The organism is Methylobacterium radiodurans, assembly GCF_003173735.1.
GTDB classification, from domain to species: Bacteria; Pseudomonadota; Alphaproteobacteria; order Rhizobiales; family Beijerinckiaceae; genus Methylobacterium; species Methylobacterium radiodurans.
Genome location: NZ_CP029551.1, coordinates 2,333,898 through 2,354,288, shown reverse-complemented (window position 1 = coordinate 2,354,288; position 20,391 = coordinate 2,333,898). Strand labels below are relative to the sequence as shown.

Sequence of the window (20,391 nt, the reverse complement as noted above, 5' to 3'; positions counted from 1 at the left end):
GGGCCGACCCGTGTTCACGCTCCTCGTCACGCAGTCGCTGCGCAACCGCCTGCTGGTGCTGGCGCTGGCCGCCGTGCTGGTCGCCTACGGTGCCTTCACGCTGACCCGGCTCCCGGTCGACGTCTTCCCCGATCTCAACCGCCCGACCGTCACGGTGATGACGGAGGCGGAAGGGCTCGCGCCCCAGGAGGTGGAGCAGCTCGTCAGCTTCCCGCTGGAGACGCAGATGAACGGCCTGCCCGGCGTCGCCCGGGTGCGCTCGGTCTCGGGCGTCGGGCTCTCGGTGGTCTATGTCGAGTTCGACTGGGGCACCGACATCTACCGCAACCGGCAGCAGGTCGCCGAGCGACTCGCGATGGTGCGGCCGCAGCTACCGCCGAATGTGACGCCCATGATGGGCCCGATCTCCTCGATCATGGGCCAGATCGTGATGGTGGCGCTCACCGGCGATACGGTGAGCCCGATGCAGCTGCGCGAGATCGCCGATTTCACCATCCGGCCGCGCCTGCTCTCGATACCCGGTGTCGCCCAGGTGATCCCGATGGGCGGCGAGGTGCGCCAGTTCCGGGTGGCGCCCCAGCCGACCGCGCTGCGGGCGCTCGGCGTGACGCATGCCCAGCTGGAGACGGCGCTGGCCCAGTTCGGAACAAACACCGGCGGCGGCTTCACCGACCAGTACGCCCGCGAGTACCTGATCCGGAATCTCGGCCGGACCATGAACCTCGACGACCTGCGCAACATGGTCGTGGCGACCGTCGGCAACCGACCGGTCTACCTGCGGCAGGTGGCCGACGTCTCGTTCGCGGCCCGCGTCAAGCGGGGCGATGCGGGCTACATGGGCGCGCCCGCCGTCGTGGTCTCGGTGGAGAAGCAGCCGGGCGTCGATACGGTGCGGCTCACCCGCACCATCGAGGCGGCACTGCAGGAGATCGGCGCCGGCCTGCCTGCGGGCGTGCGCGCCGACCGGCTGATCTTCCGGCAGGCGAACTTCATCGAGACCTCGATACGCAACGTCGAGACGGTGCTCGTAGAAGCCATCGTCGTGGTGGCGATCGTGCTGTTCGCCTTCCTCCTAAACCTGCGCACCACCGCGATCTCGCTCACCGCGATCCCGGTCTCGATCCTGACCACCGCGATCATCTTCCACGCGGCCGGGCTATCCATCAACACGATGACGCTGGGCGGGCTCGCCATCGCGATCGGCGAGCTGGTGGACGACGCGGTGGTGGACGTCGAGAACATCTACCGGCGGCTGCGCGAGAACCGACAGGCGGGCAACCCGCTCTCCGTCTTCGACGTGGTGGTCTCCGCCTCGCAGGAGGTACGCTCAGGCATCGTCTATGCCACGATGGTGATCGTCCTGGTCTTCGTGCCGCTCTTCGCGCTCACCGGCATCGAGGGTCGGCTTTTCGCGCCGCTCGGCCAAGCCTACATCGTCTCGATCCTGGCAAGCCTCATCGTCTCGATCACCCTGACGCCGGTCCTGGCCTACTACCTGCTGCCGGGCCTCAAGCGCCTCGACGCGCACGAGCCGGGCCTCGTCCGCACCCTCAAGCGCCTCAATGCGGCAATCCTGCGCGCCACCCTCGGCCGCCCGCGCCCGATCTTGGCGGCCGCCGCCCTCGGCGTCGCGCTCGCAGCATTCGGGGCGCTGGCCCTGCCGCGGGCCTTCCTGCCGCCCTTCAACGAGGGCAGCTTCACCGTCACCATGGCGTTCAACCCCGGCATCTCGCTCGCCGAGAGCAACCGGGTCGGTCTGATCGCCGAGAAGCTGGTGTTGGAGATGCCCGACGTGCGCTCGGTTGGCCGCCGCACCGGCCGGGCCGAGCTCGACGAGCATGCCGAGGGCGTCCACTCCTCCGACCTCGAGATCGACCTCAAGCCCGGCGCGCGGCCGAAGGCCGAGCTCGTCGCCGACATCCGCGGTCGCCTCGCCGTGCTCCCGGTCAGCGTCAATGTCGGCCAGCCGATCTCGCACCGGCTCGACCACATGCTCTCGGGCGTGCGCGCCGAGATCGCCCTGAAGATCTTCGGCGAGGATCTCGACACCCTGCGGGGGCTGGCCGAGGATCTGCGCGGGCGCCTCTCCGACATCCCGGGCCTCGCCGATCTCCAGGTCGAGAAGCAGGTCTTGATCCCGCAGCTGGAGATCCGCGTCGATTACGCCCGCGCCGCCCTCTACGGGGTACAGCCGGCCGCGCTCGTCGAGCAGCTGAGCCGCCTCTCGAACGGGCAGGTCGTCTCCCGGGTGGTCGACGGCTACCGCCGCTTCGACGTGGTGATGCGCCTTTCCGACACGATGCGCACCACCCAGCGCCTCGGCGACCTTCTGATCGAGACGCCCTCCGGCTGGGTCCCGGCTCGGCAGATCGCCGACATCCGCGAGACGGACGGACCGAATCAAATCCTGCGTGAGAATGCCCGCCGCCGCATCGTGGTGCTCGCCAACACCGCGAGCGGCGCCGACATGGGGGCGATCGTCGAGGCGATCCGCCAGCGGATCGCCGCCGCGAAGCTGCCGGAGGGCTACGCGGCCTCTCTCGAGGGCTCGTTCCAGGCGCAGGCGGAGGCGAGCCGCACCATCGGGCTCCTGTCCCTGCTCTCGCTCGCCCTCGTCTTCGCGCTCCTCTACAGCCGCTACCGCTCGGTCGTGTTCACGCTGATCATTCTCGGCAGCATCCCGCTGGCGCTGATCGGCTCGGTCGCAGCCCTCTGGCTCGCCGGCCAGCCGCTCTCGGTCGCCTCGATGATCGGCTTCATCACGCTCACCGGCATCGCGACGCGCAACGGCATCCTCAAGATCAGCCACTACCTCAACCTCGCGATCCACGAGGGGATGCCCTTCGGGCGCGACCTCGTGATCCGCGGCAGCCTGGAACGTCTGACACCCGTGCTGATGACGGCGCTCTCGGCGGGCGTCGCCCTGGTGCCGCTGCTCGTCGGCGCGGACGCGCCCGGCAAGGAGATCCTGCACCCGGTCGCCGTGACGATCTTCGGCGGGCTCGTGAGCGCCACCCTGCTCGACACGGTGGTGACCCCGCTCCTGTTCCTGACCTTCGGCGCCAAACCCCTGGCGCGCCTGCGCGCGGAGGCCGACCCGCGCCCCGAGACGGCGCAGGGCGCGCCGGCCGAAGCCTTCTGACGACGCTCGATAAGGACACGGCCATGCGCATCCTCCGAACCATCACCCTCTTGGCCGCTCTCCACGGAGGCCTCATGGCGGGCCCCGCGCTCGCCGCCGGCCCCAACGGAGGCCGCACAACGGTCGCCGATGGGCACCCGGTCGAGATGGTCAGCTCCGGGACGGGGTTGACCTTCTTCGTGGTCGAAGAGGACGGAAAGCCGCTGAATACGGCGGGCCTGAGCGCCAAGGCCTTCGTCCAGAGCGGCGGCAGGACCGAGACCGTGCCGCTCGTCGGCGCGGCGCCGAACCGGTTCGTCGGCGCGCTGAAGGCGCCGCTCCCGGCCGGCGCGAAAGTCGTGTTCTCAACCAAGGTCCACGGCCACAACCTCCAGGCCCGGTTCGAGTGAGCCCTGCGGCATTGCTGGACTCGGCGCCCCGCATGTTTAAGCCGGTGGTCGCTCCAGGGGTGGCCGGGGACGGTTCGGGATGGTGAGCACGGAATCCGGCGAGGCGCGCATCCTGCTGGTCGAGGACGACGACGGGATGCGCCTTCTCGTGGCGCGGGCCCTGCGCGAGAGCGGATTCAGCGTCACCGGCTGCCGCAGCGGGGCCGAGATGTGGTCGCTCCTGCCCGGGACGGGCGTCGACCTCGTGCTCCTCGACGTGATGCTGCCCGGCGCCTCCGGGCTCAACCTGCTGAAGGCCCTGCGCGCGAAGAGCACGGTCCCGATCATCATGCTCAGCGCGCGGAGCGAGGAGGCGGACCGGGTGCTCGGCCTCGAACTCGGCGCCGACGACTACATCGCCAAGCCCTTCGGCCGCCCCGAACTGCTGGCCCGGATTCGGGCCGTGCTGCGCCGCGCCGCGATCGCGCCGGCTCCGGCCGCGGCGGCGCGGGCGGAGCGGGTAAGCTTCGACGGCTGGCAGCTCGACCTGCGCAGCCGGGCGCTCACCGATCCGGAGGGCGCGGCGGTCGATCTTTCGGGAGCGGAGTTCGACCTGCTGCAGGTCTTCCTCGACCGGCCGGGCCGCGTGCTCACCCGCGAGCAGATCCTGGAACTGAGCCGCGGGCGCCTCGCCGCGCCGTCCGACCGCAGCGTCGATACCCTCGTCAGCCGCCTCCGGCGGAAGCTCGAACCGCCCGAGGGAAGCCCGCCTGTGATCAAGACCGTGCGGGGCTCGGGCTACATGCTAGCCGCGCAGGTCGAGCGCGCGTGACGGAGAACCACCTCGGCCGGCTGGCGCGCCTCGTGCGCAGCCTGGAAGGGCGCACCGTCGCGGTGCTGCTGGTGGCCGTCCTCGTCGTTCATGGCGGGGCGCTCGCCCTCTACCGCCTCTCGGCCACGGCCGCGGCGGACGAGGCCTTCGCGACCGAGATCGCGCGCCAGCTTGTCCTGGCGCGGGAGGCGGTGCTGCGGCGCCCGGCCGACCAGCGCGGGGCGGAGGCCGGCGCGCTCTCCTCCCACCATTTCGAGATCGGCTGGGAGCCGAGGTCGGCCGAGGGCGCGCGCACGACCGATCCGATCCTGCGGGACCTGCGCGCCCGCATCCTCGCGCGCGAGCCGGTTCTGGGAGCCGACATCGTCCTGACGCTCGACGCGAGCGACGACCCCCTCCACCAGCAGGATCTGCACGGGATCGTCCCGCTGCCGGACGGCAGCGTTCTGACCTTCCGCTCGGCCCACGCGCCGAGCCTCGTCCGCCTCGCGCCCTGGACGTTCCTGGCCACCGCGATGGCGATCCTGGTCGGCGGTGCCGCCGTCGTGCTGATGCACCGCATCGCCGGTCCCCTGCGGGACCTCACCCGGGCCACAGGGCGGATCGGGCACGGGCCGATCGTGCGCGTCCCCGAGATCGGACCCGACGAGATCCGCGGGATCGGCCGGGCGCTGAACGCGGCGCAGGACCGCATCCACCGCCTCGTCGCGGAGCGGACGCAGGCGCTCGCCGCCGTCTCGCACGACCTGCGCACGCCGATCGCCCGGCTGCGCCTGCGCCTCGACCGCGTCGAGGACGAGGGCGAGCGGCAGGCGATGGCGGCCGACCTCGCCGACATGCAGGCAATGATCGACGCGACGCTCGCCTATCTGCGCGGCGAGGCCGATCCCGAGCCGCGGCAGGTCACGAACGTCGCCAGCATCCTGATGGGCGTCGCTGACGCCTCGGCGGATGCGGGACGGGACGTGGTCTACGCGGGTCCGGGCCGGGCACTGGCGACGGTGCGGCCGGTGGCCTTCCGGCGCGCGCTGGAGAACCTCGTGGACAACGGTGTGCGCTACGGCGCGCGCGTCCGCATCGGCCTGGAAATCGAGCCGGACGCCCTCGTGCTGCGGCTCGACGACGAGGGCCCGGGGATCCCGCCGGACATGGTGTCCCGGGCCTTCGAGCCGTTCACCCGGCTCGAAGGCTCGCGCAACCGCAACACCGGCGGGACCGGGCTGGGGCTGACCATCGCCAAGCGGGCGGTGGAGGCGGAGGGCGGGACGCTCGGGCTGGCGAACCGGCCGGAGGGCGGATTGCGGGCCGAGATCCGCCTGCCGCGCAGCGGTACCGGGAGTTGAGAGCGGTGCGTCAGCCCGCAAGTTCCCGCTCGATGCGCTCGGCTGCCTCGGGGGGTACGTCGAGCGCCTCGCCCAGCATCTTGAGGAACTGCCGCTCCTGCACCGTGTCGAGGTCGATCGCGAGGCGGGCGGCGGCGTAGATCCGAGCCGCGGCCTCGGGCGCGTCCACGGCGTCGGCGATCTCGTCGATGTCGGCGGGGCTCTCCAGTTCGCGCTCCAGCCAAGCCCGCCCGTCCGGATCGATGCTGGCCTCCGCGACGGCGCTGTGGAGGCGCTCGCGCTCGCCCGCGTCGATCAACCCGTCCGCGAGGGTGGCGGCGACCATCGCGCGCAGCATCAGGCGCGCCTCGTCCTCGGCGACGTCCCGGAAATCCGGGGTCGCGCTCTCCGGCGCGGCACCGCCCCGCAGGGCGTGCCAGGCGATGCTGCCGACCAGGGCGAGGCCACCGAGCGCGGCACCGGCGGCCAAGCCGCCGCGGCGGGCGCGCACGAGTGCGTCGACGATCCGTTTGCTGTCGGCCATGGGCGAGAACTCCGTTGGAACACGGAGCGGCAACGGCCAAAAGGCCGCCCGGGTTCAAGACGGACCCCGGGCGGCGGAGGCGTCAGGCGTCGAGCTTCTGCCCGTCCTCGTCCTCCTCGTCCTCCTCGTCGATGTCGACCAGGAAGACGATGTCGGCCTCGTCCTCGTCCTCCTCGGAATCGGCGTGGGCCTCGACCGGCTCGAAGTCGCCCGTGCCGTCGTCGTCGGCGAGCGCGTCCTCGAACATCTCGACCTCGTCCTCCGTCGCCGGGCGGACCTTCAGCTCGGAGGTGCCGTTCCAGAGCGGCTTACCGGCGCTGGTCAGCTCGCGGATGTCGGACTTGAAGCCGTCGCAGGTGAACAGGTCGCGCGCGGTCTCCTCGTCTCCGTTGATCACCGCCACGGCGGTGCCGTCGATCTCGAGGGTGAACATGGCCGGCATCCTTCTGTCAGGCGCGTCGCGGGAGCGCGTCGCGATTCTTGCGCGCTCCCGCCGCGCCGCCTCAGTAGGCGGGCCAGCCCCGCGCGCCAACCCCGCCGCACGCGCCTATCCCATTCGGCGCGACGCCGCGGCGATCGGACGCCTTCCTCAGACGCCGCCGCCCGCCCGGGCGACCGCCCGCTTGACCACGCCCTGCACCTCCTTGTTCGACAGGAACAGGTCATGGTTGATCAGGCCGCCGCCGTAATCGGAGGCGTCGGCCACGCGCACGCCGAGTTCCTCCAGCCGGGCGCGGTCGGCGGCGCCCGCCCGCACGACGCCGCCCGCGATGGTGCTCGACAGTTCCAGCGCCCGGTCGTTGGTGGAGGAGATCACCGTGATCTTGTTCACGTCGGGCCCGAGCCGCCGCACGCCGTTGGCGAACAGATCGAAGTCGATGTCGGGCGCGGCCAGCACCACGGCGCCGATGCGCGCCATCGCGGCCTCGCCGGCCTCCGCGCGCAGCATGCGCAGGGTCTCGAGTGTCAGCAGCGTGCCCATCGAGTGGGCCACGATGTTGATGCGGCCGCCGCTGGGCGATGAGGCCAGCGTCTTCAGGAGGTCCTCGAAGGCGTCGCGGGAGTAGAGCGCGCTCTCGCGGTCGTAGCCGTAATCGAAGGTCGCGGCGGCGGACGGCCAAGTGAACAGGCCCGAGACGCCGCGGAAGCGGATGCCGTCCGAGAGCCGCGCGGCGCTGACGGTGGCCGATTCGAAGGATTCACGATACCCGTGCACGTAGATCAGCACGTCGCGGCCGAGCGCGGCCTGCGCGAAGGCGTCCGCGGCGCCCGCACCCGTCTCGATCTTGGGCACCTCGCCGATGGTCCAGTCGCCGGTGACGACGGAGGAGACCTTGCCGATCAGCGAGCGGTCGGGAGGCGAGAGCCGCACCTCGGCGAAGCTCAGCCCCTTGCCGCGCTCCGAGCCGAAATAGGGCGCGCGCGGCCCGTTCGCGACGGGCTTGCGGGTGGTGGCCACGAGGAGCACCGGCATAACGTCCAGCGCCGACTGCTTCTCGGGGATCGCGGTACCGGTGGTGAGGCCGTCCGTGATGCAGCCGCCGAGGGTGGGGCTGAGCGCGGCGACGCCCGCGAGCCCGCCGAGGCGGACGAGGGAGCGTCGGGTAAGGGACTGGCGCAGCATGATCCGGGGTCGCATCCGTGGCGCTGGAGGCTCGGGACCTCCGCCGACCTCCTAGCCTCTGGCCGAGGATCGTGACCATGGCGCGGCACAAGCGTGGCCGTGCCGCGTGTGAATTGCGGGCAGCCCGCTCTCTGTTGTGCCGGAGGCACAGGCCGTGGGCAGCACGCCCCTCGACGAACGCGCGCGCTCCCGGCATGAAGGAAGCATGGCCGCTCCCGCCCTCGACCTCGACGACCTCCGAGACCGGCTGCTCGCCGGCGAGCGCGCGGCGCTCGCGCGCGCGATCACGCTGGCGGAATCGAAGCGGGCCGACCACCGGGCGGCGGCGCGCGACCTGATCGACGCCGTGCTGCCCCACACGGGCAAGGCGATCCGCGTCGGAATCACCGGCGTGCCGGGCGTCGGCAAGTCGACCACGATCGACGCGCTGGGCTCGAACCTCACGGCCGCCGGCCACAAGGTGGCGGTGCTGGCCGTCGATCCCTCCTCGACCCGCACCGGCGGCTCTATCCTCGGCGACAAGACCCGGATGGCGCGCCTCGCGCTCGATCCGAACGCCTTCATCCGGCCCTCACCCTCCTCCGGCACGCTCGGCGGCGTCGCGGCCAAGACCCGCGAGACCATGCTGCTCTGCGAGGCGGCGGGCTTCGACGTGATCCTGGTCGAGACGGTCGGCGTCGGCCAGTCCGAGACGGCGGTGGCGGACCTCACCGACTTCTTCCTCGTGCTGATGCTGCCCGGCGCGGGCGACGAGTTGCAGGGCATCAAGAAGGGCATCCTCGAACTCGCCGACATGATCGCGGTCAACAAGGCCGATGAAGGCGAGGCCGAGCGCCGGGCGAACGCCGCGGCCTCCGAGTACCGGGCCGCGCTCCACATCCTGACGCCGGCCTCCGCCACCTGGACGCCGCCCGTGGTGACGATCTCAGGGTTCCACAACCTGCGGCTCGACGCGCTCTGGGAGAAGGTGGTCGATCACCGGGAGCGCCTCACCGCGACCGGCGAGATCGCGCGGAAGCGCCGCGAACAGGACGTGAAGTGGATGTGGGCGCTGGTGCACGAGCGCCTGCACCAGCGCCTCGTCGGCACCGCGGAGGTGCGCGAGCGGACGGCCGAGGCCGAAGCGTCGGTGTCCCGCGGCGAGCACTCCCCTGCAGCAGGCGCCGCGCGGATCGCCGAACTGATCGGGCTATGAGCCCGATCCTCGTCACGGCGTTCGGGCCCTTTCCGGGCATGCCCGCAAACCCGAGCGCCGCGCTGGCAGGGGCGGTCGGGCAGCGTTTGCGGCGCGAGCCCGGCGGGCCGGCCCGGGTCCTGGTGTTGCGCACCGCCTACAGCGCGATCCCAGGCGCGCTGCTGCCCGCCCTGGCGGAGCGGCCCGCCGCGGTGCTGATGCTCGGCGTCGCCTCGCGGGCGCGTCGGATCCGGGTGGAGATCCGCGCCCGCAATCGGGCGAGCCGGCTCTATCCGGATTCCTCGGGACGGGCCGCCTCCCGGCTCGTCCTCGACCCGGAGGGCCCGGCCGCGCGAAGCGGCACGGCGGCGGCCCAGGCGCTCGCAGCCCTGCGCCGCCGCGGCATCGACGCCCGGCTCTCGAACGATGCCGGGCGCTACCTCTGCAACGCGAGCTACTTCGCGGCGCTCGGAACCGGCCTGCCGGTTCTGTTCGTCCACATCCCTCCGGTCCCGCGCACCCGCCGGCCGCGCCGGCCGGGCAGATCCTCGCCTCCCCGGCAGGCGGCGGCGCTTGCCGAGATCGCACGGCTCCTCGCGCGTGGCTCCCGCGGCGCAACGACGGGCGCGTGAAAAGTCACGGTCGGACGGGGCGAATCCGGATCTCGCACGTTCAGTGCTCGACGGACGGCGCCCGGGTCTTCCCGGATCCAAGCGGTGCCCCGCAACCGAATGGGAGAGACCACCATGGTTGATACGGATCGGATCGTCGGCGGCGCGAAGGAGTTCGTGGGCCGCGCGCAGGGTGCCGCCGGCGACTTCGTCGGCTCGAACCGGGACTCGGTCGAGGGCCGCTACCGCGAGGCCCAGGGCACCGCGCAGAATCTCTACGGCCAAGCCAAGGACACGGTCCGGGACGTGGCCGACAACGCCGGCAGCTACGCCCGCGACGCCTACGACCGCAGCGGGTCGTACCTGCGCGAGGGGCGCGAGGCAGTGGGCTCGCGCGTCGAGGAGAATCCGCTGATCGCGCTCGTGCTGGCGGGCGCCGTGGGCTACGGCCTCGCGCTGCTGCTGCACGGCCGCCGCTGAGCTGCCGAGGTCGGCAGGTCGAGCTCCCCTCTCCCCGCATGCGGGGAGAGGGGATGCATCGCGACCGGCGCGCTACTGCGCCGTCCAGCCCCCGTCCATCGTCAGGTTCGCGCCCGTGATCTGGCTCGCTCCGTCCGAGCACAGGAACACCGCCAGCGCCGCGACCTGATCGACCGTGACGAACTCCTTGGTCGGCTGAGCCTTCAGGAGCACGTCCTCGATCACTTGCTCCTTCGTCAGTCCGCGGGCCTTCATCGTGTCGGGGATCTGCGCCTCGACCAGCGGCGTCCAGACGTAGCCCGGCGAGATGCAGTTCACCGTGACCTTGTGGGGCGCGAGTTCGAGGGCCGCCGTCTTGGTCAGCCCCGCGATGCCATGCTTGGCCGCGACGTAGGCCGATTTATAGGGCGAGGCGACGAGGGAGTGCGCCGAGGCCGTGTTGATGATGCGGCCCCATGCCCGACGCTTCATGCCGGGGATTGCGGCCTGCATGGCGTAGAAGGCCGAGGAGAGGTTGATCGCGATGATCTGCTCCCACTTCTCGCCGGGGAACTCCTCGATCGCCGAGACGTACTGGATGCCGGCATTGTTCACGAGCACGTCGACCGAGCCGAAGCGCTCCTCTGCGTCGCGCACCATCGCGGCGATCTGATCGGGCTTCGTCATGTCGGCGTCGGAATAGTGCGCCCGGACGCCGAACTCGGACTCGATGCCGGCACGCGCCCGCTCGATCTCCTCCGGCTTGCCGAACCCGTTGATCACCACGTTGGCGCCCGCCCGCGCGAAACCGCGGGCGACCGCGAGGCCGATGCCGCTGGTCGAGCCGGTGACGAGGGCGGTCTTCGAGCTGAGCGAGGCTGTGGACGACATGGGTTCTCCGGGGCTCGCGCGGGCCGCGCTTCTTCGAGGGGCAACCTGTCGCCGCGCGGGCCCGAGGACAAGGCCGCCCGCGCGACGGCCCGCTCAGGGCGTCACGTCCGCCGCCGCGGCGTCGGCGTCGAAGGCGCTGGCGAGATATGCCCGCACGAAGGGCGGCATCCGGCCGGCGTCGATCGCGTCCTGCCCTCGCACCGTGACGACGCGCTCCAGCTCGGGCTCGCGCTCGGCCAGCCGGTGCCGCTCCATCCGGGCGGCGAGCGCCTCCGCGCTCTCGGGGAAGCGGGCCGGGTACAGGAAGGCGAGCTGTCCGTCGCCGCGCAGCAGCGCCCACTCGCCCGCCATCGCGTCCGCGACATCACCCGGCAGGGCGAGGCCGGTCTCCTCGCGCAGCTCGCGTACGGCGCTGCCGGCGAGATCGACCACAGTGCCGCGCACGTCGTCCCGGTCCGGCGTGCCGCATGGGAAATAGATCTGCCCGGCATTGGCGGTGTGCCCGCCCATCTGCCCGAGCAGCACCGCGCCGTCCGCGCTCCAGGGTACGACCGCCGCGAAGGCGTTGGCGACGTGCCCGTCCGGCGAGCCGCCGTCGCGGTAGGCGATGAAGGCGGCGTAGCGGGTCTCGAAGAAGTCGACCTGGCAGGTGCCGTCCGCGATGGCGCAGCCGCAGGCGAGCAGCACCGGGCCGTCGAACAGGCCGGGCTGGAGCGCGAGGCGGCGGCGCCAGTTCTCGGCGATCCGCTCCGCGTTGTCCCGCACCCAGGCCCAGTCGTAGGCCACGAGCCGCGCCTCGATATGGGCGAGGCGCACGACCTCGAAGCCGTAGGGCCGTCCCTCAGACATGAAGCGTGCCCTCGGAGACGAGGACCGCCCCGCCGCCGATCTCGACCGAGCGCAGCCCGCCCGCCTCGACCACCACTTGGAGATCGATCGCGCTCGGGCGGCCCATCGCCTCGCCCTGGCGGATCGCCACGTCGTGCGTGCCGTCGCCGAGCGCCTCGAACTGCATCAGCACGCCCGCGAAGGCCGCCGCGGCGGAGCCGGTGGCCGGATCCTCCGGCATGCCGAGGCGCGGGGCGAACATGCGGGAGCGGTAGCGCTGCCCGAGCCCTTCCGGGTCGGGCGCGTAGACGTAGAGCCCTTCGGCGAAGCCCTGCGGGACGCCCATCGGGCTCAGCGCGTCGAGCCGCTCCGCGGAGGCGACGGGCAGGAAGGTGAAGCTCGGGCCCGCGCCGTGCCGGCTCGGCCGATGCCGGCCAAAGCCGATCTCGTTGGCCGCGAGGCCGAGCGCCGCGCCGAGCGCCGCGGCCTCATCCGCCTCGCCGAGATAGGTCGGCAGGACCGGCAGCTTGAAGCGCGCCCGACCTCGGGCCCCGTCGGCCTCGACCACGCAGGGCACCACGCCGATCTCCTCCTCCAGGCCGAAGGCGACCGCGTCGGCGATCTCCGCCTTGGCGTCCCGCAGCGCCAGTAGGACGGCGGTGCCGACCGTGGGATGCCCGGCGAAGGGAAGTTCCCGCGCCGGCGTGAAGATGCGCAGCCGCGCCCGGTGCCGCGCCTCGGTCGGCGGCAGGACGAAGACCGTCTCCGACAGGTTGAACTCGCGGGCGATCGCCTGCATCGCCGCCGCGTCGAGCCCCTCCGCGTCGAGCACCACGGCGAGCGGGTTGCCCGCGAGCGGCGCGTCGGTGAACACGTCGAGGGTGGCGAAGCGGCGGGTCATGGGCGGGATCCCTGCTGTATGGGGGCGGCGGGCTCAGACGGGTGCGACCGGGAAGGTCTCGCTCGGGGCGACGAACTCCTCCTGCGCGGCGACCGTGAGGATCTCGCGCGAGCCCGCCTCCGCGGTGCGCTTCAGAAGACCGTAGACCGAGGCGCCGGCCATGCCGAGGGCGAGGGCCGCCGAGCCGGTGCGGGCATAGTGCACGTAGAACAGAGCGGCGATGCAGTCGCCCGCGCCGTTGACGTCGAGGCTGAGGCGCGGCGTGCGCAGGCCCCAGAACTGGCCGCCCTCGCCGGCCAGCAGGTCGATCGAACCGCCCGGCGTCGCCTCGGTCATCAGCGAGGTGACAAGCACCACCCGCGGGCCCAGCGCCTGGAGCGCCCGCACGCCCGCCTTGGCGCCGTCGAGCGTGGCCGTCGCCAGCCCGGTCAGCGCCTCCAGCTCGAACTGGTTCGGCGTCACGATGTCGGCCCCGGGTACGGCGCGCTCACGCATGAATTCGGGGATGCCGGGCCGGACGTAGACGCCGCGGCCGGCATCGCCCATCACCGGGTCGCAGCAGTAGAGCGCCGCCGGGTTGGCGGCGCGCACCGCCGCGACGGCGCGCAGGATCGCCGTGCCGATATCGGCCGAGCCCATGTAGCCGGAGAGCACCCCGTCGCAGGTTCCGAGCACGCCGCGCTCACTGATTCCCGCGACCAGCTCCTCGATGGAGGGCCCGTCGAAGACCCGGCCGCGCCACGCGCCGTAGCCGGTGTGGTTGGAGAACTGCACGGTGTGGATCGGCCAGACCTCGACGCCGAGCCGCTGCATCGGGAACACCGCCGAGGCGTTGCCGACATGGCCGTAGGCGACGTGGGACTGGATCGACAGGACCTTCACGGACCGCACACCCTCTCTCGCGACGGGACCCCGCCTGTTAGCGCCTTTGCGCCGCGGCCGCACCCACGCGGCACGGCAGAGCTTGCCCCGCGGCGCTGGCCGCACCAGATCGCGGCTGAGCTTTCCCCTGACGGATGCCCGATGGATCTCGAAGCCCTGCGGACCACGGCGCTCGGCTTCGTGGAGACCCACAAGGCGTGGGCGCCGCTGTTTGCCGGTGTCTGCGCCTTCTGCGAATCGATCGCCTTCCTGTCGCTTCTCGTGCCGGCGACGGTGATCCTCATCGGCATCGGAGCGATCGTCGGCGCGGCCGATGTCGCGCTCTGGCCGGTTGTCCTGGCGGCAGGCACGGGCGCCGGCCTCGGCGACTGGCTCTCCTACGCGTTCGGCCGCCACTACGGCGACAGCGTCCGCCGGATGTGGCCGATGCGCAACCATCCGGAGATGGTGGCCCGGGGCGAAGCCTTCCTGGCGCGCTGGGGCGCCCACTCGATCGTGCTCGCACGCTTCGTCGGCCCGGCCCGCGCCGTGGTGCCGCTGATCGCCGGGATGTTCGGCGTGCGCCCCCTGCCCTTCCAGGTTGCGAACTGGGTCTCGGGCTACGCCTGGGCCTTCGTGCTGCTCGCGCCGGGGGCCGGGCTGCTCGCGTGGTTCCGGGGCTGAGGCGCCCACGCGCCGCAGGTGACAGAGGGGCTTCCGTCTTGGCAGAGTGTTCCGAAACGGAACAGTGCCGATGCCCACCCTCGCCTCCCGCAATCCTGACCACCTCCCCGAGCTCGTGTTGCCGGCCGACGGCCGCCAATCGCCGACCGCGCTTCGGCTCCAGCGCGGCGTGCGGCGCCTGTTCTCCGAGATGGGCTGCGTGACGCTGCCCGAGTTCTCGCTGGTGAACGGCCGGCGCGCCGACGTCATCGCGCTGTGCGGAGCGGGCAAGCTCACCATCGTGGAGATCAAGTCGAGCGTGGCCGACTTCCGGGCCGACCGGAAATGGCCGGACTACCGCGACTTCTGCGACCGCTTCTTCTTCGCGATCCCCGAGACCGTGCCAGAATCCCTGATCCCGGAGGAATGCGGCCTCATCGTCGCCGACGCCTTCGGGGCCGGCATCGTGCGCGAGGCGCCGGAGCACGCGCTCAGCGGCGCGCGCCGCAAGGCGGTGACGCTGCGCTTCGCCCACAGCGCCGCCCGCCTGCTGCACGCGCTGGCCGATCCCGGCGCGGTACGGGAGGGCGCTCTCTAGCTCTTCAGGCGTCTGCTGCGCCGGGCCGAGACCCGGGCGAGCGCCGACCAATCCTTGTCGCCGTCGCCGTGGGCGATCGCTTCGATCAGGCCGTCGCGGACCGCGCTGGCGAAGGGCATCGGTACGCCGGCGGTCTCCGCCGCCTGGAGGGCGAGGCGCACGTCCTTGGCACCGAGTTTCAAAGCAAAGCCCGCCGGTTCGTAGCGCTGCTCGGCGATCATCGCGCCGTAATTCTTGTAGGCGGGCGCGGCGAACAGGGTGTTTGTCAGCAGGTCGAGCAGGTCCGCGCCCGCGACCCCGTGCGCTTCCGTGAAGGCGCAGGCCTCGCCCATCGCCTCGATCGCCGAGATCAGCATGAAGTTGCCGGCGAGCTTCACGGCGTTGGCGCGCGCCGCCTCGGTGCCGAAGCGCCAGGTCTTCGCGCCCATCGCGTCGAGGAGCGGCGTAGCCCGCACGATCTCGGCCTCGGGTCCGGCGGCCACGATGTTGAGCGCGCCGCGCTCGGCCGCGTCCGGGCGGCCGAAGACCGGGGCGGCGATATAGGGCACGCCCGCGCGCTCGTGGATCGCCGCGAGGTCGCGGGCAAGCGCCACCGAGATCGTGCTCATGCTGAGATGCAGCCCCGGCCGCTCGGCCCTGTCGAGCAGGCCGCCCTCGACGATCACGGCACGGAGCGCCGCGTCGTCGGCCAGCATCGTGACGGCGGCATCGCCCCGGAAAGCCTCGGCCGCGCTCGCGACCGGGATCACGCCGTCCAGCCCATCGGCGGCGCCGGGCGAGCGGTTCCAGACCCGGACCGTGTGTCCCGCCGCGACGAGCCTGCCCACCATCGCGCGGCCCATGCGCCCGAGCCCGATGAAGCCGACATCCATCCCGCTGTCCTCCTGTGCCTGACGCCCCGACAACGCTGCGGAGCTGGAAAAGCTCAGGCGGCGCGGCTGACGGGCTCGGACGCGGGCACGGTCTCGGACGGCTGACGGCCGGCGAGCGGCAGCTCGATCATCGCCGCGAGACCGCCCTGCGGCCTGTTCTCCAGAACGAGTCGTCCGCCATGTGCCTCCACGATCGCCTGGACGATCGAGAGGCCGAGACCGAAGCCGGTGGCATCGTTGAGATTGCGCGCACGGTCGCCGCGCACGAAGGGCTGCAGCATGGCCTCCCGCTCGGCCTCGGCGATGCCGGGTCCGGAATCGTGCACCGCGACTCGGATCCCGCGGGGCGTCGCCTCCATGATGACGCGGGCCTCGCCCCCGTACTTCACCGCGTTGTCGACGAGGTTGGTCAGGGCGCGCTGCAGGTCGTCGGTGCGGCCCCGCACCAGGACGTGGCGGCTGCGCTCCACGACGACATGCGCGCCCACATCCGTGAAGCCATCGCAGACCGTCTGCACCACCGAGGCGAGGTCGACCAGGGTGTGGCTTCCGGTGTCGCGCGCCTGCCCATCGCGCACGAAGGAGAGCGCCGCCTCGACGAGGCCGTTCATCTGGTCGAGGTCGCGCAACGTCGCGGCGCGGGCGTGCTCGTCCTCGATGAACTCCGCGCGCAGGCGCAGGCGCGTGATCGGGGTCCGCAGGTCGTGGCTGATCGCCGCCAGCATCTGGGTCCGGTCGTCGATCAGGCGGCGCACACGGGCGCGCATCCGGTCGAGGGCGCGGGACATCGCCAGCACTTCGCGCGGGCCCGCCTGTGGAAGGGCGGCGTGGTCGTCGCGGGTGCCGAATGCCTCCGCCGCGGCCTCCAGCCGGGCGAGCGGCGCGGTGAGCGCCCGCGTCGCCCAGACCGAGAGCAGCGCCAGCGTCAGGCCCAGGAACACGAAGGTGAAGATGATGGCGCCCTGGCGCGGCGGGGTCAGCGGATCGTCCGGCACGACGATCTGAAGGCGGGCGCCCGCGGGTGTCTCGAGGCCGAGGCGCAGCGCGGGCTCGCCGCGGCGCGTCTCGGCGCCGAGATCGGCGATGGTGAGCGGGCGGCCGAAGCCGTCGCGCAGCCGGCGGATCACCGCGTGGTCCGGCTCGGGCCGGCCGCCCTGCCCGTCCCAGGGCGCGATCTCAAGAGTAGGCAGGCTCCGGGCCGACGCAGCGATCAGCGCGTCGCGGCTCCCGGGCTCGGAGGCGTCGAGCAGGCGCGCCACGGTGGCGGCGCGCCCGACCATCACGCCTGGCCGGTCGTCCGGCCGCCAAGGCTCGCGCAGAATGACGAAGGCCAGCGTCGCGACAACATGCGCCACAGCGATCGCCGCGACGATCAGCAGGGCGATCTGCCCGGCGATGCTGCGCGGGCGCAGCCGCGCGCGGAGCGCCGAGAATCTGCCTGCGAGCCTCATGACCGGGTGACCTCCGGCGTGAACAGGTAGCCGCCCGAGCGGATTGTGCGGATGATCTCGGGATTGCGCGTGTCGCGCTCGATCTTCTGGCGGATCCGGCTGATCAGTACGTCGATGCTGCGCTCGAAGGGCCCGGCGGCGCGCCCCTGCGTCAGGTCGAGGAGCTGATCGCGGGAGAGGACGCGGCCGGGGCGCAGGCAGAGCGCGTGCAGGAGGTCGAACTCGGCGGCGGTCACGGCAACGCGCGCGCCTTCCGGGCTCAGCACCTGCCGGAGTGCCACGTCCAGCGTCCACCCGGCGAAGTGGAGCTTGCGCACGCCGTCGTCATCCGGAGCGCTCGCCGCGCTGCGCCGCAGGATCGCGCGGATCCGGGCCAGCAGCTCGCGCGGGTTGAAGGGCTTGGCCAGGTAGTCGTCGGCGCCGAGTTCGAGGCCGATGATGCGGTCGATCTCCTCGGTCTTGGCGGTGAGCATCAGGATCGGGATCGACGACGCGGCGCGCAGGCGTCGGCATAGGGCGAGCCCGTCCTCGCCCGGCAGCATGATGTCGAGCACGATGAGATCGACCCGGGCGTCGCTGAGCGCCCGGTCCATCTCGCGCCCGTCCCCGGCGACTGTCACGCGGCACTCGTTGCCGCGCAAGTAGCGCGCAACGAGGGCGGAGATCTCCCGGTCGTCCTCGACGACGAGGATGTGGGGCGTGGCGGCTGCAGACATGGTCGGGTGTTCGACGGCGAGCATGCCGCTGTTATGCCGGGAGTTTTCTGGTTATCGGAACGCCCGGGCGGGCGCAAATTTGTAACCAGGCGTTTCCGGGCGGACGCCCGATACGTTCGGCAACAGTTTCGGGAGCTTTCCCGAGCACCGCGCTTCCGCTCCCCGCGCAGGGGGAGCGCGGCGCGCCCTACCCGTTCACCCGCTCCACGCGGCTCACCGCCCGCTTGCCGCGCAGCTCCGCCACGATCGCGTTGAGGTGCTGGAGATCCCAGACCGACAGATCGATGGTGATGTCCGTGAAATCCTGCGTGCGGCGCTTCATCGAGATGTTGTCGATGTTGCCGTCGTGGTCGGCGATGACCTGGGCGATCTGCGCGAAGGTGCCGGGCTCGTTGATCGATTGCAGGGCGATCCGGGCCGGGAAGCGCTCGGTCGCCGGGCCCTCGATATCCCAGCGCACGTCGATCCAGCGGTCTGGCTCGTTGTCGAAGGCGGCGAGCGCCGCCGACTGGATCGGGTAGATCGTCACCCCCTGCCCCGGCGTCAGGATGCCGACGATGCGGTCGCCCGGCACGGCGCCTCCGTTGGGCGCGAAGCTCACCGGCAGGTCTCCGTCGAGGCCGCGGATCGGGATGGCGCCTGCATCGGCGCGGCCGTCGCCGCCCGGCAGGGTCAGGCGGATGGTCTGGTCCTTCGAGCGGGTGAGCCGGCCCGCCCCGTTGACCGGCAGTTGCGGCGCGCTCGACGCTGCGGCGCGCCGTTCGTCCTTGTAGTCCGGGTAGACCGCCCGCACGACGTCGCCCGAGAACATCTCGCCCCGGCCTACCGCCGCGAACACGTCCTCGGTCGAGCCGCGTGCGAGGCGCGGCAGCGCCCCGCGCAGCTTGTCCTCGGAGAAGCTCTTGCCCGCCCGCTCGAAGGCGCGGTCGAGGATCTGGCGTCCGAGGCCCGCATATTGCCGCCGCACGGCCGAGCGCGTCGCCCGGCGGATCGCAGCGCGCGCCTTGCCGGTGACGACGAGCGATTCCCAGGCGGCGGGCGGCGCGGCCCCGTCCGAGCGCGCGATCTCGACCTCGTCTCCGTTGGTTAGTTCGTGCAGCAGCGGCACGATCCGGCCGTTGATCTTGGCGCCGACCGCCGAGTTGCCGACGTCGGTGTGCACCGCGTACGCGAAATCGATCGGCGTGGCGCCGCGCGGCAGAGCGATCAGCCGGCCCTTCGGGGTGAAGCAGAAGACCTGGTCCTGGAAGAGTTCGAGCTTGGTGTGCTCCAGGAACTCCTCCGGCGAGTCGCCCTCGGCCAGGAGCTCGATCGTGCGGCGCAGCCACTGGTAGGCGCCGCTCTCGGTGGCGAGCCGCGGGTGCACGCCGCCCTCCCCGCGCGCCGACGCCTCCTTGTAGTGCGCGTGGGCGGCGATGCCGTACTCGGCGATCTCGTCCATCGCCTGCGTGCGGATCTGCAATTCGACGCGCTGAGACTTCGGCCCGATCACCGTGGTGTGGATCGAGCGGTAATCGTTCTGCTTCGGAGTCGAGATGTAGTCCTTGTAGCGGCCCGGCACCATCGGCCAGGCCGTGTGCACCACGCCGAGCGCTGCGTAGCACTCGGGCAGCGTGTCCACGACCACCCGGAAGCCGAAGATGTCCGAGAGCTGCTCGAAGGCGACCGACTTGCGCTCCATCTTCGACCAGATCGAGAACGGCTTCTTCAGCCGCCCGGTGACCTGGGACCGGATGCCCTGCGCGGCGAGCTTGGCGGTCAGATCCTGCTCGATTGTCTCTACCATCCGCTCGGACTTTTGCGAGAGCGCGGTCAGCCGCTGCGTGATCGTCTCGTAGACGTCGGGCTTGAGGTTGCGCAGCGAGAGGTCTTCCAGCTCGTCGCGCAGCTCCTGCATGCCCATGCGGCCGGCGAGCGGCGCGTAGATGTCGAGCGTTTCCTGGGCGATGCGGGCCCGCTTCTCGGCCGGCATGTGGCCGAGGGTCCGCATGTTGTGCAGCCGGTCGGCGAGCTTGACGAGGAGCACCCGCACGTCCGCCGCCACCGCTAGCAGCAGCTTGCGGAAGTTCTCGCCCTGCGCCGCCTGCTTCGAGACGAGATCGAGCCGCTTCAGCTTGGTCAGCCCGTCGACCAAGGACCCGATCTCCGGCGAGAACAGCTCGCGGATCTCGTCGAGGGTCGCCGCCGTATCCTCCACGGTGTCGTGCAGGACGGCGGCCACGATGGTGGCGTCGTCGAGCCGGAGGTCGGTGAGGATCGCCGCGACTTCGAGCGGGTGGGCGAAGAACGGGTCGCCGGAGGCGCGCTTCTGCGTGCCGTGGGCGCGCATCGCGTAGACGTAGGCACGGTTCAGCAGGGCTTCGTTCGCGGCCGGGTTGTAGCGCTTCACCCGCTCCACGAGTTCGTACTGGCGCATCATAACGCGGTGAAAGCCCTCAACCCTCGTTCCGGCGGCTGGTCCCGGCCCGGGGGAATGTCGTCCATCGCGGCGCGGCGCGCCAGATACCCCGCGTCGCAGCAGGGATGATTCCGGC

At 71.9% G+C, this 20,391-nt stretch carries 20 protein-coding genes; 9 read left to right on the top strand and 11 right to left on the bottom strand.

Going from position 1 to position 20,391, the window contains the following annotated elements:
• Positions 1-10 precede the first annotated feature (10 nt).
• The 4 genes from DK427_RS10890 (at position 11) to DK427_RS10875 (ending at position 5,685) form a co-directional block, all read left to right on the top strand.
• Complete coding sequence (locus DK427_RS10890; RefSeq protein WP_109951275.1) at positions 11-3,142, top strand: efflux RND transporter permease subunit; 3,132 nt, start codon at positions 11-13, stop codon at positions 3,140-3,142.
• A gap of 23 nt (positions 3,143-3,165) precedes the next feature.
• Entirely contained in the window at positions 3,166-3,531 is a 366-nt protein-coding gene (locus DK427_RS10885; RefSeq protein ID WP_109951274.1) for a hypothetical protein, read from the top strand.
• A 79-nt stretch (positions 3,532-3,610) separates the two neighbouring features.
• Positions 3,611-4,342, top strand: coding sequence for a response regulator transcription factor (locus DK427_RS10880; RefSeq protein WP_109951273.1), 732 nt, complete (start codon positions 3,611-3,613; stop codon positions 4,340-4,342).
• Positions 4,339-5,685 carry an ATP-binding protein gene (locus DK427_RS10875; RefSeq protein ID WP_109951272.1) on the top strand — a complete coding sequence of 449 codons (1,347 nt, stop codon included), beginning with the start codon at positions 4,339-4,341 and terminating at the stop codon, positions 5,683-5,685. Before DK427_RS10880 ends, DK427_RS10875 begins: the two co-directional genes overlap by 4 nt.
• A 10-nt stretch (positions 5,686-5,695) precedes the next feature.
• Here the strand turns inward: DK427_RS10875 and DK427_RS10870 are convergent, their stop codons facing one another.
• From DK427_RS10870 to DK427_RS10860, 3 genes are all read right to left on the bottom strand, one after another.
• A complete protein-coding gene (locus DK427_RS10870) occupies positions 5,696-6,208 on the bottom strand; it encodes a DUF533 domain-containing protein (protein WP_109951271.1) in 513 nt (170 codons plus the stop codon).
• Between the two features lie 82 nt (positions 6,209-6,290).
• Positions 6,291-6,641, bottom strand: a complete 351-nt coding sequence (locus tag DK427_RS10865) for a hypothetical protein (RefSeq protein WP_109951270.1) — start codon at positions 6,639-6,641, stop codon at positions 6,291-6,293.
• Between the two features lie 156 nt (positions 6,642-6,797).
• On the bottom strand, positions 6,798-7,832 hold the full coding sequence (locus DK427_RS10860) for an alpha/beta hydrolase (protein ID WP_109954110.1): 1,035 nt from the start codon (positions 7,830-7,832) through the stop codon (positions 6,798-6,800).
• 205 nt (positions 7,833-8,037) lie between these two features.
• On the opposite strand from DK427_RS10860, the gene meaB reads away from it, so the two are divergent.
• The 3 genes from meaB to DK427_RS10845 all read left to right on the top strand — a co-directional run bounded on the left by meaB (position 8,038) and on the right by DK427_RS10845 (position 10,097).
• Entirely contained in the window at positions 8,038-9,027 is a 990-nt protein-coding gene (meaB, locus tag DK427_RS10855) for a methylmalonyl Co-A mutase-associated GTPase MeaB (RefSeq protein ID WP_109951269.1), read from the top strand.
• Positions 9,024-9,638 (top strand): pyroglutamyl-peptidase I family protein, encoded by a 615-nt coding sequence (locus tag DK427_RS10850; protein ID WP_109951268.1) that lies wholly within the window; start codon positions 9,024-9,026, stop codon positions 9,636-9,638. The genes meaB and DK427_RS10850 overlap by 4 nt, the downstream gene beginning before the upstream one ends.
• Before the next feature lie 114 nt (positions 9,639-9,752).
• Positions 9,753-10,097, top strand: a complete 345-nt coding sequence (locus DK427_RS10845) for a CsbD family protein (protein ID WP_109951267.1) — start codon at positions 9,753-9,755, stop codon at positions 10,095-10,097.
• 72 nt (positions 10,098-10,169) lie between these two features.
• Here DK427_RS10845 and DK427_RS10840 read toward each other — a convergent pair whose 3' ends face one another.
• The 4 genes from DK427_RS10840 to pdxY all read right to left on the bottom strand — a co-directional run bounded on the left by DK427_RS10840 (position 10,170) and on the right by pdxY (position 13,578).
• Positions 10,170-10,967 (bottom strand): 3-hydroxybutyrate dehydrogenase, encoded by a 798-nt coding sequence (locus tag DK427_RS10840; protein WP_109951266.1) that lies wholly within the window; start codon positions 10,965-10,967, stop codon positions 10,170-10,172.
• 93 nt (positions 10,968-11,060) lie between these two features.
• Positions 11,061-11,816: an NUDIX hydrolase gene (locus tag DK427_RS10835; protein WP_109951265.1), complete on the bottom strand. Its 756-nt coding sequence runs from the start codon at positions 11,814-11,816 to the stop codon at positions 11,061-11,063.
• A complete protein-coding gene (locus DK427_RS10830) occupies positions 11,809-12,696 on the bottom strand; it encodes a PhzF family phenazine biosynthesis protein (protein WP_109951264.1) in 888 nt (295 codons plus the stop codon). The genes DK427_RS10835 and DK427_RS10830 overlap by 8 nt, the downstream gene beginning before the upstream one ends.
• A 33-nt stretch (positions 12,697-12,729) precedes the next feature.
• On the bottom strand, positions 12,730-13,578 hold the full coding sequence (gene pdxY, locus DK427_RS10825; RefSeq protein WP_109954109.1) for a pyridoxal kinase PdxY: 849 nt from the start codon (positions 13,576-13,578) through the stop codon (positions 12,730-12,732).
• Positions 13,579-13,719: 141 nt separating this feature from the next.
• Between pdxY and DK427_RS10820 the strand changes: the two genes are divergently transcribed.
• The gene (locus DK427_RS10820; protein ID WP_109951263.1) at positions 13,720-14,241 is read left to right on the top strand and encodes a DedA family protein; all 522 of its coding nucleotides are present in this window, start codon (positions 13,720-13,722) and stop codon (positions 14,239-14,241) included.
• Positions 14,242-14,311: 70 nt separating this feature from the next.
• Positions 14,312-14,818 carry an MmcB family DNA repair protein gene (locus DK427_RS10815; protein WP_109951262.1) on the top strand — a complete coding sequence of 169 codons (507 nt, stop codon included), beginning with the start codon at positions 14,312-14,314 and terminating at the stop codon, positions 14,816-14,818.
• Here the strand turns inward: DK427_RS10815 and DK427_RS10810 are convergent.
• The 4 genes from DK427_RS10810 to DK427_RS10795 form a co-directional block, all read right to left on the bottom strand.
• Positions 14,815-15,690: an NAD(P)-dependent oxidoreductase gene (locus DK427_RS10810; protein ID WP_109951261.1), complete on the bottom strand. Its 876-nt coding sequence runs from the start codon at positions 15,688-15,690 to the stop codon at positions 14,815-14,817. The genes DK427_RS10815 and DK427_RS10810 overlap by 4 nt on opposite strands.
• A gap of 53 nt (positions 15,691-15,743) precedes the next feature.
• Positions 15,744-17,141, bottom strand: a complete 1,398-nt coding sequence (locus DK427_RS10805; RefSeq protein WP_109951260.1) for an ATP-binding protein — start codon at positions 17,139-17,141, stop codon at positions 15,744-15,746.
• Positions 17,138-17,857 (bottom strand): response regulator, encoded by a 720-nt coding sequence (locus tag DK427_RS10800; RefSeq protein WP_109954108.1) that lies wholly within the window; start codon positions 17,855-17,857, stop codon positions 17,138-17,140. The genes DK427_RS10805 and DK427_RS10800 overlap by 4 nt, the downstream gene beginning before the upstream one ends.
• Before the next feature lie 187 nt (positions 17,858-18,044).
• Positions 18,045-20,276: a RelA/SpoT family protein gene (locus tag DK427_RS10795; protein ID WP_109951259.1), complete on the bottom strand. Its 2,232-nt coding sequence runs from the start codon at positions 20,274-20,276 to the stop codon at positions 18,045-18,047.
• Between the last annotated feature and the right edge of the window lie 115 nt (positions 20,277-20,391).